Raw genomic sequence first — 15261 nt, 5'->3', positions numbered from 1 at the left:
GTGGTTCACGGGACCGGCGCCGTGGCGTGCTGCCAGGCGCGCTGGAAGGCGAAGCGGGCGGCCTCGACCTCGTGGCGCTGGTCCGCGTGGAGGACGCCCAGGGCGTACGCGGTCGCCGGGGCGATGCGCGGGGTGCGGGCCGCGCCCGCCGCGGCGGCGGCCGCCTCGGAGGCGTCGCGGTGCCGGTTCAGGGCCCGGCCGGCCTCGTCGAGGACCGGGTCGGGCGGTGCGTCGCCCTGGAGGACCTCGCAGGCGTACCGGTGCAGGCGGAGCAGCAGCCGGGCCTGGTGCCAGGGCGCGTCCTGGGTCTCGCCGGCCGCGAGGGCGAGGGCGTCGGCGTTGTACGGGTGGGCCGCGCGGGCCAGCGGCAGGCCGCCGACCGCGTCGAGCAGCCGGCGCTCGACGACCGCGGCCGGCGCGTCGAGGACCTCGACCGCCTGGGCCGCCCCCGCGGGGCCCAGCGGTACCTCGGAGGCCAGGAGCGCGACGGCGTCCGCGACCGCGTGGAAGCGGGAGGAGCCGAGCGCCTGGAGCGCGGCCGAGTGGGCGCGCGTACGGCCCAGGGTGAGCTGGCGTTCCAGGAGGGCGCCGGCCCGGGCGGCGCCGACCGTCAGGCCGGAGCTCTCGGCGCCGCGCGCGGCAGGCACCGGCCCGCCGGGACCGTGGCCGCCGTTGCCGTGCCCCCCGTTACAGTGGCCGCCGCTGCCGTGGCTGCCGTTACCGTGTCCGCCGCTCGACAGGCGGGACAGCGCGTCCACGAGCCGGACGAGCCGGGCGGTGCAGGCGTGCTCCAGGGCGAGCGTCCCGGAGAGCCAGGCCAGCTCCGTGCGCAGCTGGTCGGCCCAGGAGGCGTCCAGGAGCGGCCGGAAGGTGTGCAGCGTTCCGCCGATGCGCCGGGCGGCCGCCCGCAGCGCGCGGGCGGCCTCCTCCGAGCCGGTCGTGTCCGCCCCGGCCTCCGTGTGCAGGCGCAGGGCGCGCAGGAAGTCACCCGCCCGCGCCTGGAGATAGGGGGAGAGGACCTCGCCCGCCGAGACGCCCGTGGTGACGCCATCGCTGACACCCGTGCCGGTGGCGTCCGCGGTGGCCGCGAGGTGGTCAGGGTTGTGCACGCCGGCGCCTCCGCGCGTCGATGAGCATCTCCTGGACGTGCCGCAGCGGCTGGCCTTCGGGATCGGTCGCGTGCCGCGTCCAGTTCCCGTCCGGGCCGAGGTGCCAGGAGGAGGTGGTGTCGGACATTCCGGTCTCCAGGAGCCGGGTCAGGGCCGCCCGGTGGGCCGGGTCGGAGACCCGGACCAGGGCCTCGATGCGCCGGTCGAGGTTCCGGTGCATCATGTCGGCGCTGCCGATCCAGACCTCGGGCTCGCCGCCGTTGCCGAAGGCGAAGATCCGGGAGTGCTCCAGGAAGCGGCCGAGGATCGAGCGGACCCGGATGTTCTCGGAGAGGCCGGCGACGCCCGGGCGGATCGCGCAGATGCCGCGGACCCAGATGTCGACCGGTACGCCCGCCTGCGAGGCCCGGTAGCAGGCGTCGATGATGGCCTCGTCGACCATCGAGTTGACCTTGATCCGGACGTACGCCGGGCGGCCCGCGCGGTGGTGCGCGATCTCCTTGTGGATCCGGGAGACGAGCCCGTCGCGCAGCGACTTCGGCGCGGTGAGCAGCCGGCGGTAGGTCTCGCGGCGGGAGTAGCCGGAGAGCCGGTTGAACAGGTCGGACAGGTCGGCGCCGACCTGCGGGTCGGCGGTGAGCAGACCGAGGTCCTCGTAGAGCCGGGCCGTCTTCGGGTGGTAGTTGCCGGTGCCGACGTGCGAGTACCGGCGCAGGACGTCGCCCTCCTGGCGGACCACCAGCGACAGCTTGCAGTGCGTCTTCAGCCCGACGAGGCCGTAGACGACGTGGCAGCCGGCCTCCTCCAGCTTCCGCGCCCACTTGATGTTGGCCTGCTCGTCGAAGCGGGCCTTGATCTCGACGAGGACGAGGACCTGCTTGCCGCTCTCGGCGGCGTCGATCAGCGCGTCGACTATCGGCGACTTGCCGGAGGTCCGGTACAGCGTCTGCTTGATCGCGAGGACGTCCGGGTCCGCGGCCGCCTGCTCCAGGAAGGCCTGGACGGAGGTGGAGAAGGAGTCGTACGGGTGGTGCAGCAGCACGTCCCGCTCGCGCAGCGCCATGAAGATGTCGGGCGCGGAGGCCGACTCGACCTCGGCCAGGTCCCGGTGGGTGCCGGCGACGAACTTCGGGTACTTCAGCTCGGGCCGGTCGAGGGAGGCGATCCCGAAGAGTCCGGTCAGGTCGAGCGGGCCGGGCAGCGGGTAGACCTCGGCGTCGGAGATCTTCAGCTCGCGGACGAGCAGGTCCAGGACGTACGGGTCGATGGACTCCTCGACCTCCAGGCGGACCGGCGGGCCGAAGCGGCGGCGCAGGAGCTCCTTCTCCAGGGCCTGGAGCAGGTTCTCGGCGTCGTCCTCCTCGACCTCCAGGTCCTCGTTCCGGGTCACCCGGAACATGTGGTGGGCCAGCACCTCCATGCCGGGGAAGAGCTCCTCCAGGTGCGCGGCGATGACGTCCTCCAGCGGGACGTAGCGCTGCGGGGAGGCCTCCAGGAAGCGGGAGAGCAGGGGCGGCACCTTGACGCGCGCGAAGTGGCGGTGGCCGCTGACCGGGTTGCGTACGACGACGGCCAGGTTGAGGGAGAGGCCGGAGATGTACGGGAAGGGGTGCGCGGGGTCGACGGCCAGCGGGGTGAGGACCGGGAAGATCTGCTGGCGGAACAGGGTGAAGAGGCGCGCCTGCTCCTTCTCGGTCAGCTCGGGCCAGCGGATGAGGTGGATGCCCTCGTCGGCCAGGGCGGGGGCGACGTCCTGCTGGTAGCAGGCGGCGTGCCGGGCCATGAGCTCGCGCGAGCGGGTCCAGATCAGCTCCAGAACCTCGCGGGGCTGCAGGCCGGAGGCGGAACGGTTGGCGACGCCGGTCGCGATGCGGCGCTTGAGACCGGCCACGCGGACCATGAAGAACTCGTCGAGGTTCGACGCGAAGATGGCGAGGAAGTTAGCCCGTTCGAGGAGGGGCGTGGTGGGATCCTCGGCGAGTTCCAGGACGCGCTCGTTGAACGCGAGCCAGCTGCGCTCGCGGTCGAGGAAGCGGCCCTGGGGCAGCTCGCCCGAGCTCTCGTCCTCGTAGCCGTCGAGGTCGGCGTCCAGATCGGGGTCGAGGTCGGAGCCTCGGGCGCCCGCGACGGTGGTGGGGCGGTGCGCGGCTATCGAGCCGACGGTCGGCTGCGCGGCCGGTTCGCCCTTCCTGTCGCTGGTCGCGGACTTCCTCCCGGACGTCCTGGCGGACGCCTTGGCGTTCTTCGCGGCCGGCGTCGCGGCGGGTGTCGCGGACGTCGGGGCGGAAGGGGTGGCGGACGGCTGGACCGGGACCTCGGCGGGCTGCTTGCTCATGGCCCCATTCTTCCGCGCGAACGGCTGGTCGGGCGCGTCGGAGCGGGCCGTGGGCACGGGCAGTCTCCCTTTCGGGAGCGCCTGGGCGGGAGGAGGCACGGCGGGCTTCATTGCGTGAGCGTCGCAAGCGCGTCTGAATGGCTGGTAACGAGGACATGTCGTACAGGAATCGGGGGTGGGGCCCCTGGAGGGCCCCACCGGCCGATTTTCCGTGGCCTGATTCGTACGGTACGGGGTCGGGGCGCGGCCGTACATGCCCCGGGGGGCGGCTACCCGTGCCGGGTGCGCAGGATGCGGAAGGCGGCGAAGAGGGCGAGGGCGGCGAGGGCGAGGGCGATGCCGGTCTCGATGAGCTGGAGGGGCCAGTAGTACGACGCCGGGTAGTAGTCCGAGAAGTGGCTGGCCACGTGCACGTCGTCGCGGCAGAGGGTGGGGTCGTAGGGCTCGGAGCAGTACCAGCCCTCCAGACGCGCGCCGGTGTTGGTGAGCAGGCCGGAGTCGGCCGGCCGGGCGTCTTCCGGCACCATGGCCATGGCCGGGCCGCCCGGTGCGAACGGCGCGGTGACGGTGCGGACGGGCAGCCAGTCCCAGCGGAGCGAGCCCATGACCAGCAGGACGAGGCCGGTGACGGCGCCGGCCGCGGCCATGGCGACGACGGTACGGCGGATCAGCTGGCCGAGGACGGCGCCGACGGCCACGGCGAGCACGGCGTAGGCGACGAGGACGGGCCCCGAGGACTCGAAGACGCCCTGGTCGTACCACTGGAACCGGTACGTGCCGGTGACGTTGCCCCAGCCGAGCCGGAACGCGCCGATCAGCAGGATCGTCCCGGCAAGCGTCACCACGCCCGCGACCAGCAGCTTCGACGCCAGCCAACGGGTCGGCGTCACGGACTGGGTCAGGGCGAGCTTGTACGTCCCCGACTCCAGCTCGCGGGCGAGCAGCGGGCCCGCGACGAACGCGGCGACGAGCAGCGGGACGAAGTGGATCCCGGTGGCGGCCAGGTCCATGGCGGCGCGCAGCAGCGAGTGGCCGTGGTCCTCGTCCGTGCCGACCGTGCGGGAGTCCCAGTAGCGGAGCCAGGCCACGGACACGAGGCTCAGCGCCACGGCGGCGCCCGCGAGGACAAGGGCTCTGCGGTGCTGGCGGACCGTCACCCAGTACGGGCCCTTCAGGGGCAGGGTGCTCATGCGGAGGCTCCTTCGGGGGTCGACTCGGGGGTCTTCTCGGAGGTCGACCCGGGGGTCTTCTCGGGGTTCCTCGAGGCGCGGAGGTGGGCGAGGAGGAGGTCCTCCAGGGTGGGTTGCGTGGTCTCCCAGGGCCCCTCGACGCGGCCCTCGCGGCGGACCAGGGCGGTGAGTTGACGGCCCGTCGTGCGGGAGTCGACGACCGTGTGCGGGGCCAGGTCGGCGACCGGGCCGCGCAGGAGCACGTGCGCGGCGAGGAGGTCCTCGATCGGGCCGTCGAGGCGGACGCGGCCGTCGTCCACCAGGAGCAGGTGGTCGCAGGCGCCCTCCAGCTCGGTGAGGATGTGCGAGGACATGACGACGGTCGTGCCGCGCTCGGCCGCGTCGGCCATCAGGACGCCCATGAGCTCGTGCCGGGCCAGCGGGTCGAGGTCGGCCATCGGCTCGTCCAGGAGCAGGAGTTCGGGGCGCTTGCCGAGGGCCAGGGCGAGGGCCACGCGGGTGCGCTGGCCGCCCGAGAGGGTACGGATCCGTGCCCCGGGGTCCAGGGGCCCCGCGGCGACGACGCGGTCCGCGACCGCCCCGTCCCAGCGGTCCGGGTTCAGCTCGCGGCCCATCCTGAGCGTCTCGGCGACCGTGAGCTGCGGGTAGAGCGGCTTGTCCTGGGCGACGTACGCGAGGTGCTCGCGGGCGGGTGCCCGGAGCGTGCCCTCGGTGGGGCGGAGCAGGCCCGCCGCGAGGGTCAGGAGCGTGGACTTGCCCGCGCCGTTGGGGCCGACGAGCGCGCACACCCGGCCGGCCGGGAGCGCGAACGTGCACTCCCGCAGGGCCCAGCGGCCGCCGCCGCCCCGTCCTCCGTACCGCTTGCCGAGGCCCTCGGTGCTCAGGGCCGTACCACTGGTCATGCTTCCCCCTGTCATGCGTCCCCCTCGAAGAATTCCTTCAGTACGGAAGTGAAGAGCGCGGCCACGTCCTCGCGCTCCAGGCCCTCCGCGCGGGCCCGGCGCGCCCAGTCGGCGAGTTCGCCGCGCAGCGGCGACTCGGCGGGGGCGGCTCCGAGCGTCGCCCGGACGAAGGTGCCCAGGCCCCGGCGGGCCTCGACGAGGCCGGCGCGCTCCAGTTCGCGGTAGGCCTTGAGGACCGTGTTCGGGTTGATGGCCGTCGCCTCGACGACCTCGCGCGCGGTGGGCAGCTGGTCGCCCGGCTCCAACAGGCCCATCCGGAGGGCCTGTTCGGTCTGCTGGACGATCTGGAGGTAGGTGGCGACCCCGCTGCGCCGGTCGATCCGGTACTCGAGCACGTTCTTTCCACCACCCTTTCACTAATCAAGTAGTGAAAGGGTGGTGGAAGAGAGGGGGCGGTGTCAACCGCCCCCTCCCGAAACCCGGTTACCGGCTACCGGTTACCCGTTCACGACTCCGTGCGGTACATCAGGTCCACCTCGTGCGTCACGAAGCCGAGCCGCTCGTACACCGTCACGGCCGCCGTGTTGTCCGCGTCCACGTACAGCATCGCCGTCGGCAGCCCCTGCGCCGCCAGGTGCCGCAGGCCGATCGCCGTCAGCGCCTTGCCGAGGCCGCCGCCCTGGGCGTCGGGCAGGATCCCGATCACGTACACCTCGCCGAGCTGGTCCTCCGCGTGGGTCTTCGTCCAGTGGAAGCCGATCAGCCGGCCGTCCTTCTCCGCGAGGAAGAAGCCCTTCGGGTCGAACCACGGCTCTGCCGTCCGGTCGTCGAGGTCCCGCTGGGTGAGCGAGCCCTGCTCCGGGTGGTGGGCGAAGGCCGCCGCGTTGACGGCCAGCCAGGCCGCGTCGTCCTGGCCCGGCACGAAGGTGCGGACCGTGACGCCCTCGGGCAGCACAGGCTCGGGGATGTCGAGCGGGACCAAGGCGCGGCGCAGCTGGCGCAGTTCGCGGAACAGGGTCAGGCCGAGGACCTGCGCCAGGTGCCTGGCCGCCGACTTCCCGCCGTGCGCCCACACCCGCAGCCGCTTGCCCGAGGCCGCGAGCAGCGCGGTGCCGAGCGCCCGCCCGTGCCCCCGGCCCCGGTGCGTCGGGTGGACGACGAGCTCGGCGGCCGGGGCCTCCACGGGGTCGGTGTCCTCCATCTGGGCGTAGCCGTAGAGGTTCGAGCCGACGGTGAGCAGGAAGTGCCGAACGCCCTCGCGCCGGCCGTGCCGCAGATACAGCCGCCCCTGCTCGGACACGGCGTGGACGCCGTCCGCGCGGTCGGCCGCCTCCAGCAGGTCGAGGACGTCGCTCACCTGCTCGGGCGAGAGCTCGTCGAGAGTGTGGATCTGCCGACCGGGTTCGATGGCCGGTGCCGCGTCAGGAGTCATGCACCGAGCCTACGGAATCAACCTAGTTGTAACCCGGCACCCCCTGTTGCGCTACGCGCGTTGACTCTAGGCTGCGCTGGCACGTCAGCAGTCGAATGAGCAGTCGAGTGGCGCCGCACGACGGGGCGCGGGGACAAGGGGAGCGATGGCAGCGACACCGAAGAAGAAGAGGACAGCGGCGCGGATACTCGCCGTCGGCGCGGGGCTCGCCACCGTCGGCGCGCTCGTGGCCGCGCTGCCCGCGGGCGCCTCGGGGACGAAGGACGACCGGGGCGGCAAGGGCCACGGCTACGGCTACGGGCGCTACGTCGACGTCCAGCTGCTCTCCTTCAACGACCTGCACGGGAACCTGGAGCCGCCGACGGGCTCGGCCGGCCGGGTCACCCAGATCCAGCCCGACGGGACGACGAAGACCATCGACGGTGTCGGTGGCGTCGAGTACCTGGCCACGCACCTGCGTGAGGCCCGTAAGGGCAACCCGTACTCCGTCACCGCCGCCGCCGGCGACATGATCGGCGCCTCGCCGCTGGTCTCCGGGCTCTTCCACGACGAGCCGACCGTCGAGGCGATGAACCGCCTGAAGCTCGACGTCAGCTCGGTCGGCAACCACGAGTTCGACGAGGGCGCGCGCGAGCTGGCCCGGATGCAGAACGGCGGCTGCCACCCGACCGCCGGCTGCTTCGAGAAGGGCAAGCGGTTCAAGGGGGCGCAGTTCCCCTACCTCGCGGCCAACGTGACCAACGAGAAGACAGGTCGCCCGATCCTCGACCCGTACTTCATCTGGGAGCGCAACGGGGTCAAGGTCGGCTTCATCGGCGTCACCCTGGAGGGCACCGCCGACATCGTCTCCGCCGAGGGCATCAAGGGCCTGAAGTTCGGCGACGAGATCGAGACGATCAACAAGTACACGAAGATCCTGGAGCGCAAGGGCGTCAAGTCGATCGTCGCGCTGCTCCACGAGGGCGGCGTGCCGGCCTCGGGCTCGTACAACTACAACTGCGACAGCCCCGGCCCCGGTGACGGCATCTCGGGCCCGATCGTCGACATCGCCAAGAAGGTCAGCCCGCAGGTCGACGCGCTGGTGACCGGCCACACCCACCAGGCGTACGCGTGCACCATCCCGGACCCGTCCGGCAAGCCGCGCACGGTGACCTCGGCGGCCTCCTTCGGCAAGCTGTACACCGACACGACGCTCACCTACGACCGTCGCTCGAAGGACATCGTCCGTACGGCCGTCTCCTCCGCGAACCACGTCGTCACCCGTGACGTGGCCAAGGCCGAGGACATGACCCGGCTGATCGACCGCTGGAAGACGCTGGCCGCGCCGATCGCGAGCCGCCCCGTCGGCTTCGTCTCCGGCGACATCGACAACCCCTTCGACGCGCCCGAGAAGCCGCTGGGCAACCTGATCGCCGACGCGCAGCTCGAGGGCATGGCCCCGGCCGACAAGGGCGGCGCCCAGCTGGCCCTGATGAACCCGGGCGGCGTGCGCGCGCCGCTGGTCCACAAGGCGTCGGCCGGTGAGGGCGACGGCGTGGTGACCTACGGCGAGGCGTACACCGTCCAGCCGTTCACCAACATGATGACCGCCGTCGACCTGACCGGCGCCCAGCTCATCACCACGCTCCAGCAGCAGGTCAGCGGCCCGAACCAGGCCGCCCCGAAGATCCTCCAGGTGTCGAAGGGCTTCACGTACACCCTGGACCTGACGAAGACCGGCGCCGACCGGATCGTCGTGTCCTCGGTGAAGCTGAACGGCGAGGCGATCGACCCGTCGAAGACCTACCGGGTCGCGATGAACGAGTTCCTGGCCGGTGGCGGTGACGGCTTCGCCGTCCTGAAGGAGCACAAGAACAAGCTGGTCGGCGCCTCCGACCTGGACCTGTTCACCGCCTACCTCGGCGCCCACTCCTCCGCGAGCGCCCCGCTGGCCCCGCCGGCCACGGGCCGGATCACGGTCGTCAAGTAACACCGCGACGCCCAGGGGCGGTGGATCGTTTCTACGGTCCGCCGCCCCTTTCCCGTACCCGGGAGTACGCGACCCTGGCGCTGGTTGACGCGTACGCGTCATACTCCGCGCATGGACCGACGACGCTTTCTCGCGGGAGCCGCGGCAGCCGGTGCCGTCCTCCTGGTGGGAGCCCCGCCCGCGCGGGCGCTCGCCACCCAGGACTGGATGGCCGGCCACGGCGACCCCACCCCGCTCCAGAAGCTCACCATCCCCGGCACCCACGACTCCGGCGCCCGCTTCGGCGGCCCCTGGGCCGAGTGCCAGAACACGACCGTGGCGCAGCAGCTCGCCGCCGGAATCCGCTTCCTGGACGTCCGCTGCCGGGTCACCGGCGGCTCCTTCGCCATCCACCACGGCGCGGCGTACCAGAACATGATGTTCGGCGACGTCCTCGTCGCCTGCCGCGACTTCCTCGCCGCCCACCCCTCCGAGACCGTTCTCATGCGGGTCAAGCAGGAGTACTCCTCGGACTCCGACGCCACCTTCGGCGCGGTCTTCACCGACTACCTCGACAACCGGGGCTGGCGCTCCCTCTTCCGTATCGGCGACACCGTCCCCACCCTGGGCGAGGCCCGCGGCAAGGTCGTCCTCGTCGCCGACAACGGCGGGCTGCCCGGCCTCAAGTGGTGGGACGGCGGAGCCATCGCGATCCAGGACGACTGGAACGCCCTGCCGAACGCCAAGTACCCGAAGATCGAGGCCCACTTCCGCGGTGCCGTCGCCCAGCCCGGCAAGCTGTACATCAACTTCGTCTCGACGTCCGCCTCGCTGCCGCCGCGCTGGAACTCCGACAACCTCAACCCGCGCGTCCACGGCTTCCTCGACGGTACGGCGAACGGCTGGAAGGGCCTCGGCATCGTCGTCATGGACTACCCGAACACCCGCTCAGGCCTGGTCGACTCCCTCATCCGCCACAACTGACGGCGGGGGCGTCGGCGCGCCCGGCAGTCGCAGGACCGCCACCGTGCCGCCGCCCTCCGCCGCCGTCAGCTCCACCGTGCCGCCCGTCTGCTGGACCGTACGGGCCACGATCGACAGGCCCAGCCCCGAGCCGGGCAGGCTGCGCGCCGAAGGGGAGCGCCAGAAGCGGTCGAAGACGTGCGGGAGTTCGTCGGGCGCGATGCCCGGGCCGTGGTCGCGGACCGTCAGCTCCCCGCGCATCAGCCGGACCTCGACCGTCTCCCGCGGTGGCGAGAACTTCACCGCGTTGTCCAGGACGTTCACCAGGGCCCGCTCCAGGGCCGCCGGCTCCGCCCGGACGTACCAGGGCGCCAGGTCCGTGACGAAGGTCAGCTCGGGGCCGCGCAGCCGCGCCCGGTCCAGGGCGGAGCGCAGGATCGTGTGCAGCGGTACGACCTCCAGCGGTCCCGGCTGCGCCGCGTCGGGGCGGGCCAGCTCCTGGAGGTCGCCGATGAGCGCCGCCAGCTCCGTCATCTGCGCCTTCACCGACGCCATGAGCGCCCGCCGGTCCTCCGGCGGCAGCGCGCGGCCGGTCTCGTCGCTGCGGGCGAGCAGTTCGATGTTGGTACGGAGCGAGGTCAGCGGCGTCCGCAGTTCGTGGCCCGCGTCCGCGATCAGCTGCGCCTGCCGGTCGCGGGAGACCGCGAGCGCGGCCGTCATCGCGTTGAAGGAGCGCGAGAGCCGGGCGATCTCGTCCTCGCCCTCGGCCGGGATGCGGACCGTCAGGTCCTCCGTCGCCGCCACGTGCTCGACCGCGCCTGTCAGCCGGTCCACCGGTTCGAGCCCGGTCCTGGCCACCCAGAGACCGGCGGCCCCGGCGCCGACGACGCCGATCCCGGAGACCAGGAGCAGCATCCAGCGCAGCGTGGCCATCGAGTTGTCGATCTCGGCCAGCGGCCGGGCGACGGAGACGCCGACAACGTCCTGGAAGGCGGGCTGCCGGTAGGTGTAGACCCGCATGTCGGTGCCGTCTTCGTCGGTCGTCGTGTGCAGCGCGTCCGGCAACTGCCCGCGCGCCACGGCCAGGTCGCCCGCCTGGACGGGGATCGGCGAGGGACCGTACGTACAGGCCTTGCCGCTGCTCAGCACGATCTGGACCGTGGCGGTGTAGGAGCCGGTGAGCTGGACGGGCGAGTCGTCGCCGCGCGCGCAGGCGAGGGCCAGGGTGGACACCGAACGGTCGTCCAGCTTGATGCTGCGCAGCGAGGAGTCCAGCTCCGCCTCCAGCTGCGCCCGCGTCACGAACCAGCAGGCCAGCGAGACCGCCGCGACGGCCACGGCGACCGCCGTCGCCGTCAGCAGCGCGAGCCGCGAGCGCAGCGGCCGCGATCTGAACCACGACACGGGACCGCTCACTCCGGGCCTCCGCCGCGCAGCACGTAGCCGACGCCGCGCACGGTGTGCACGAGGCGCGGCTCGCCGCCGGCCTCGGTCTTCCGGCGCAGGTACATCACGTACACGTCGAGCGAGTTCGAGGACGGCTCGAAGTCGAAGCCCCAGACGGCCTTCAGGATCTGCTCGCGGGTCAGCACCTGACGCGGATGCGCCAGGAACATCTCCAGGAGCGTGAACTCCGTCCGTGTCAGCTCCACCGGGCGCCCGGCCCGCGTCACCTCGCGGGTCGCCAGGTCCATCCGCAGGTCCCCGAAGCTCAGCACGTCGCCGCCGTCGGCCGGGGCCTCGGCTGCGCTCGCGTACGAGCTGCGCCGCAGAAGCGCCCGGATGCGGGCGAACAGCTCGTCCAGCTCGAAGGGCTTCACCAGGTAGTCGTCGGCGCCCGCGTCGAGCCCCGTCACCCGGTCGCCGACCGTGTCCCGCGCGGTCAGCATCAGGATCGGCACGGTCGAGCCGGACGCCCGGATCCGCCGCGCCGCCGTCAGCCCGTCCATCCGGGGCATCTGCACGTCGAGCACGACGAGATCGGGGGCGTACGACTCCATGCGGGCGAGCGCGTCGACACCGTCGACGGCCTCCTCCGTCCCGTACCCCTCGAACGCGAGGCTGCGGCGCAGCGCCTCCCGTACGGCGGGTTCGTCGTCGACGATGAGGATGCGGTCGCCCGCGTTCTCCGGGCCGGTCGCGGCAGTCACGCCAGTCACGCCAGTCATGGTGTCAGCGTCGCACGCGTTCAGTTCGAACCGCCGTCGCGGAGGCTGTCGAGGTCGGCCTTGAGGGTGTTCACGGGGATCGCGAATCCGAGGCCGACGCTGCCGGCCGAAGAGCCGTTCGAAGAACTCGGCGAATACATGGCCGAATTGATCCCGATGATCTCGCCGTTCATATTGATCAGCGCGCCGCCCGAATTCCCCGGGTTGAGCGAGGCGTCCGTCTGGAGCGCCTTGTACGTCGTCTTCGACGAGCCCGTGTCGCCGTTGAACTCCTGGCCGCCGAACTCGAAGGGCCAGCCCTGACGCGGGTCGTACTGCTGACGCTGCTGGTCCTGGCCCTGGCCCTCGTCCTTGGCGACGGTCACGTCGCGGTCGAGGGCGGAGACGATGCCGCTGGTGACCGTGCCGGTCAGACCCTCGGGGGAGCCGATCGCGACGACCTCGTCGCCGACCTTCACGTTGTCCGAGTTCCCGAGCGTCGCCGCCTTGAGGCCGGACGCGCCCTCCAGCTTGATCAGCGCCAGGTCCTTGTCGGGATCCGTGCCGACGACCTTCGCCTGGTACGTCTTCCCGTTCGACAGCCGCACGCTGATCTCGGAGGCGCCCGAGATCACGTGGTTGTTGGTGACGATCTCGCCGTCGCCGGTGATGATCACGCCGGAGCCGGTGGACTTGCCTGCGGTCGAGCTCGCGGAGATCTCCACGATCGACGGGGAGACCGCCTCGGCGACCCCGGCGACCGTGCCCTTGCTGCTCGCGGAGACGTTCGTGCCGTTGACGCCGCTCGCGGTGGGGGTGCCGTCCGCGGTCAGCCGCTCCACGAGGGTGGCCGTGCCGCCGCCGACCGCCGCCGCGGCGATCGCGACGGCGGCGAGGAGACCCACGCCCCGCTTGGCCCGCCGGTGCGGGGCCGGGGCTCCGGCCGGGGACGGAGGCGTCACAGGGGGCGCGGGAGGGCCGGGAGGCAGGTGGCCGCCGGACGGCCAGATCGTCGTACCCGGCTCGGTCGTGACCGGCTGCGTGGGGTCGTACGGGGGCCTCGGGGGCTGCGGCGGGTAGTACGGCTGCTGCGGCTGCTGGAAGTCCGTCATGGCTATGACTCTCGGAGCCGTAGATGAGAGCACCCTGAGGACGACCTGAGAAGCCCGACAGAACCCTGTATGCCCTATGTAAAGACCTGCGGGGGTGTCCTATGTGAAGGCCCCCGGGGGGTGCCCTGTGGAAGGCCCCCGGGGATGCCCTTGCAAAGGCGGGGGGCCCTCAGCCAGCGGTCAGCCGCCGTTGCAGCCGCAGGAGCGGCGGACCACCAGCGCCGACGGGAACAGCTTCACCCGCTCGCGCTTCGACCCCGCCACCCGCAGCCCGTCGTCGAGGACGAGATCGACCGCCGCCCGGGCCATCGCCGGACGGTCCGAGGAGATCGTCGTCAGCGGCGGATCCGTCAGCGCCGCCTCCTTCACGTCGTCGAAGCCAGCCACCGCCAGCTCCGTCGGCACGTCGATCCGCAGCTCCCGCGCCGCCCGCAGCACACCGAAGGCCTGGTCGTCGGTGGAGCAGAAGATCGCCGGCGGCCGGTCCGGGCCCGAGAGCAGCTTCAGCGCGACCTGGTACGCGTCGTAGCGGTTGTACGGGGCCTGGAAGAGCCGGCCCTCGATCGACCGGCCGGACTCCAGCATCGCGCGCCGCCAGCCCTCCTCGTGGTCCGCGACCGGGTCGCCGACCGCCGGGGTGTTCGGCACGCCGCCCAGACACGCCACGTACTCGTGCCCGTGCTCCAGGAGGTGCCGGGTGGCGAGCTGCGCGCCCCCGATGTCGTCCGTGACGACGGCGACGTCGTCCAGCGCCTCGGGCCGCTCGTGCAGCAGCACCACGCGCGCGTCCCAGGCCTCGATCTCGGTCGCGGCCCGCTCGCTCATGCCCTGGCTGACCAGGATCAGACCGGAGACCCGCATCCCGAGGAAGGCGCGGAGGTAGTGGACCTCGCGCTCGTCCCGGTAGTCCGAATTGCCGACGAGGACCATCTTGCCGCGCTCGGCGGCCGCCTGTTCGACGGCGTGCGCCATCTCGCCGAAGAACGGCTGGCGCGCGTCCGGGACGATCATGCCTATGAGGTCCGTACGCCGGGACGCCATGGCCTGCGCCACCCGGTCCGGGCGGTAGCCCAGCTCCTTGATGGCGGCGAGTACACGCTCGCGCGTGGCCGGGGCAACCGGCCTTGGTCCGTTGTTGATGACGTAACTCACGACCGCGGTCGAAGTACCCGCCAGTCGCGCTACGTCATCCCGCGTCACCTTGGCCACGCGCGGCAGTCTACGCGGGGTGACCTACCTACCGGCAGGTCGCGCTGTGGCCTCTGCCACGTTCCTGTCACCCGAGGGGGTGACATCCCGCGCGGTGGCCTTGACCCGGGCCTCTTCCTTCGCCCGCGCCTCCTCGGCCGCCCGCTCCACCTTCTCCGGCGTGACGAAGCGGTATCCGACGTTACGGACGGTGCCGATCAGCGACTCGTGCTCCGGTCCGAGCTTGGCGCGAAGTCGCCGCACGTGGACGTCGACCGTACGGGTGCCGCCGAAGTAGTCGTACCCCCAGACCTCCTGCAGCAGCTGGGCGCGGGTGAAGACCCGGCCCGGGTGCTGCGCGAGGTACTTGAGCAGCTCGAACTCCTTGAAGGTCAGGTCCAGGACCCGGCCCTTCAGCTTCGCGCTGTACGTCGCCTCGTCCACCGAGAGATCGCCGTTGCGGATCTCCATCGGGGAGTCGTCGGAGACGATCTGCTGCCGCCCCATCGCAAGGCGCAGCCGCGCCTCGACCTCGGCCGGGCCCGCGGTGTCCAGCAGCACGTCGTCGATGCCCCAGTCGGCGGTGACGGCCGCGAGGCCGCCCTCCGTGACGACGAGGATCAGCGGGCAGCCGGGCCCCGTGGAGCGGAGCAGCTGACAGAGGCTGCGGACCTGCGGGAGGTCGCGCCGGCCGTCGACCAGGATGACGTCCGCTCCGGGGGTGTCCACGAGGGCGGGGCCCTCGGCGGGGGCCACCCGCACGTTGTGCAGCAGCAGGCCGAGGGCGGGAAGCACCTCGGTCGAGGGCTGGAGGGCATTGGTGAGGAGCAGCAGAGAACTCATCGCACCCCACCTGCCCGTGCTACCCGTGCCTGTGCGGTCGGCTGGGTCGTCGGTCGGTCGTGCTCGGTTCGCTCGTCCATGACGTCGGTTCC

Annotated in this window: 13 protein-coding genes; 2 read left to right on the top strand and 11 right to left on the bottom strand. The window is 72.2% G+C overall.

Annotated features, from left to right (window positions below; genetic code table 11):
- Positions 1 to 5: 5 nt before the first annotated feature.
- The 6 genes from ACFWRO_RS26510 to mshD all read right to left on the bottom strand — a co-directional run bounded on the left by ACFWRO_RS26510 (position 6) and on the right by mshD (position 6968).
- Positions 6 to 1109: a CHAD domain-containing protein gene (locus tag ACFWRO_RS26510; protein ID WP_384513917.1), complete on the bottom strand. Its 1104-nt coding sequence runs from the start codon at positions 1107 to 1109 to the stop codon at positions 6 to 8.
- Positions 1096 to 3444, bottom strand: coding sequence for an RNA degradosome polyphosphate kinase (locus ACFWRO_RS26505; RefSeq protein ID WP_384513916.1), 2349 nt, complete (start codon positions 3442 to 3444; stop codon positions 1096 to 1098). The genes ACFWRO_RS26510 and ACFWRO_RS26505 overlap by 14 nt, the downstream gene beginning before the upstream one ends.
- 269 nt (positions 3445 to 3713) lie before the next feature.
- Positions 3714 to 4634 (bottom strand): ABC transporter permease subunit, encoded by a 921-nt coding sequence (locus tag ACFWRO_RS26500; RefSeq protein WP_384513914.1) that lies wholly within the window; start codon positions 4632 to 4634, stop codon positions 3714 to 3716.
- Complete coding sequence (locus ACFWRO_RS26495) at positions 4631 to 5536, bottom strand: ATP-binding cassette domain-containing protein (protein ID WP_384513913.1); 906 nt, start codon at positions 5534 to 5536, stop codon at positions 4631 to 4633. Before ACFWRO_RS26495 ends, ACFWRO_RS26500 begins: the two co-directional genes overlap by 4 nt.
- 11 nt (positions 5537 to 5547) lie before the next feature.
- Positions 5548 to 5931, bottom strand: a complete 384-nt coding sequence (locus tag ACFWRO_RS26490; RefSeq protein ID WP_384513912.1) for a GntR family transcriptional regulator — start codon at positions 5929 to 5931, stop codon at positions 5548 to 5550.
- 110 nt (positions 5932 to 6041) lie between these two features.
- Positions 6042 to 6968 carry a mycothiol synthase gene (gene mshD / locus ACFWRO_RS26485; protein WP_384513910.1) on the bottom strand — a complete coding sequence of 309 codons (927 nt, stop codon included), beginning with the start codon at positions 6966 to 6968 and terminating at the stop codon, positions 6042 to 6044.
- 145 nt (positions 6969 to 7113) lie between these two features.
- Here mshD and ACFWRO_RS26480 point away from each other — a divergent pair, with 145 nt between their 5' ends.
- Together ACFWRO_RS26480 and ACFWRO_RS26475 are read left to right on the top strand one after the other, a co-directional pair.
- The gene (locus ACFWRO_RS26480) at positions 7114 to 8937 is read left to right on the top strand and encodes a bifunctional metallophosphatase/5'-nucleotidase (protein ID WP_384513909.1); all 1824 of its coding nucleotides are present in this window, start codon (positions 7114 to 7116) and stop codon (positions 8935 to 8937) included.
- A gap of 111 nt (positions 8938 to 9048) precedes the next feature.
- Positions 9049 to 9900 (top strand): phosphatidylinositol-specific phospholipase C, encoded by an 852-nt coding sequence (locus ACFWRO_RS26475; protein WP_384513907.1) that lies wholly within the window; start codon positions 9049 to 9051, stop codon positions 9898 to 9900.
- Here ACFWRO_RS26475 and ACFWRO_RS26470 read toward each other — a convergent pair.
- The 5 genes from ACFWRO_RS26470 to ACFWRO_RS26450 all read right to left on the bottom strand — a co-directional run bounded on the left by ACFWRO_RS26470 (position 9865) and on the right by ACFWRO_RS26450 (position 15169).
- Positions 9865 to 11283, bottom strand: a complete 1419-nt coding sequence (locus tag ACFWRO_RS26470; protein ID WP_384513905.1) for a sensor histidine kinase — start codon at positions 11281 to 11283, stop codon at positions 9865 to 9867. The two genes, ACFWRO_RS26475 and ACFWRO_RS26470, sit on opposite strands and share 36 nt — an antisense overlap.
- A gap of 8 nt (positions 11284 to 11291) precedes the next feature.
- A complete protein-coding gene (locus tag ACFWRO_RS26465; RefSeq protein ID WP_384513964.1) occupies positions 11292 to 12029 on the bottom strand; it encodes a response regulator transcription factor in 738 nt (245 codons plus the stop codon).
- A 38-nt stretch (positions 12030 to 12067) separates the two neighbouring features.
- Positions 12068 to 13138 carry a S1C family serine protease gene (locus tag ACFWRO_RS26460; RefSeq protein ID WP_384513903.1) on the bottom strand — a complete coding sequence of 357 codons (1071 nt, stop codon included), beginning with the start codon at positions 13136 to 13138 and terminating at the stop codon, positions 12068 to 12070.
- A 180-nt stretch (positions 13139 to 13318) separates the two neighbouring features.
- On the bottom strand, positions 13319 to 14347 hold the full coding sequence (locus ACFWRO_RS26455; protein WP_384513901.1) for a LacI family DNA-binding transcriptional regulator: 1029 nt from the start codon (positions 14345 to 14347) through the stop codon (positions 13319 to 13321).
- A 24-nt stretch (positions 14348 to 14371) separates the two neighbouring features.
- On the bottom strand, positions 14372 to 15169 hold the full coding sequence (locus ACFWRO_RS26450; RefSeq protein ID WP_362007756.1) for a response regulator transcription factor: 798 nt from the start codon (positions 15167 to 15169) through the stop codon (positions 14372 to 14374).
- Positions 15170 to 15261: the final 92 nt, after the last annotated feature.

Origin of the sequence: Streptomyces sp. NPDC058579, assembly GCF_042718575.1 — a bacterium.
Taxonomy (GTDB): Bacteria; Actinomycetota; Actinomycetes; order Streptomycetales; family Streptomycetaceae; genus Streptomyces.
The sequence above is the reverse complement of the archived record's forward strand: the minus strand, read 5'-3'. Positions and strand labels throughout refer to the sequence as shown.

Coding starts and splice junctions, on each gene's coding strand:
- ACFWRO_RS26505 (WP_384513916.1), bottom strand. CDS start 3,444: ATGAGCAAGCAGCCCGCCGAGGTCCCGGTCCAGCCGTCCGCCACCCCT.
- ACFWRO_RS26500 (WP_384513914.1), bottom strand. CDS start 4,634: ATGAGCACCCTGCCCCTGAAGGGCCCGTACTGGGTGACGGTCCGCCAG.
- ACFWRO_RS26495 (WP_384513913.1), bottom strand. CDS start 5,536: ATGACCAGTGGTACGGCCCTGAGCACCGAGGGCCTCGGCAAGCGGTAC.
- mshD (WP_384513910.1), bottom strand. CDS start 6,968: ATGACTCCTGACGCGGCACCGGCCATCGAACCCGGTCGGCAGATCCAC.
- ACFWRO_RS26480 (WP_384513909.1), top strand. CDS start 7,114: ATGGCAGCGACACCGAAGAAGAAGAGGACAGCGGCGCGGATACTCGCC.
- ACFWRO_RS26475 (WP_384513907.1), top strand. CDS start 9,049: ATGGACCGACGACGCTTTCTCGCGGGAGCCGCGGCAGCCGGTGCCGTC.
- ACFWRO_RS26460 (WP_384513903.1), bottom strand. CDS start 13,138: ATGACGGACTTCCAGCAGCCGCAGCAGCCGTACTACCCGCCGCAGCCC.
- ACFWRO_RS26450 (WP_362007756.1), bottom strand. CDS start 15,169: ATGAGTTCTCTGCTGCTCCTCACCAATGCCCTCCAGCCCTCGACCGAG.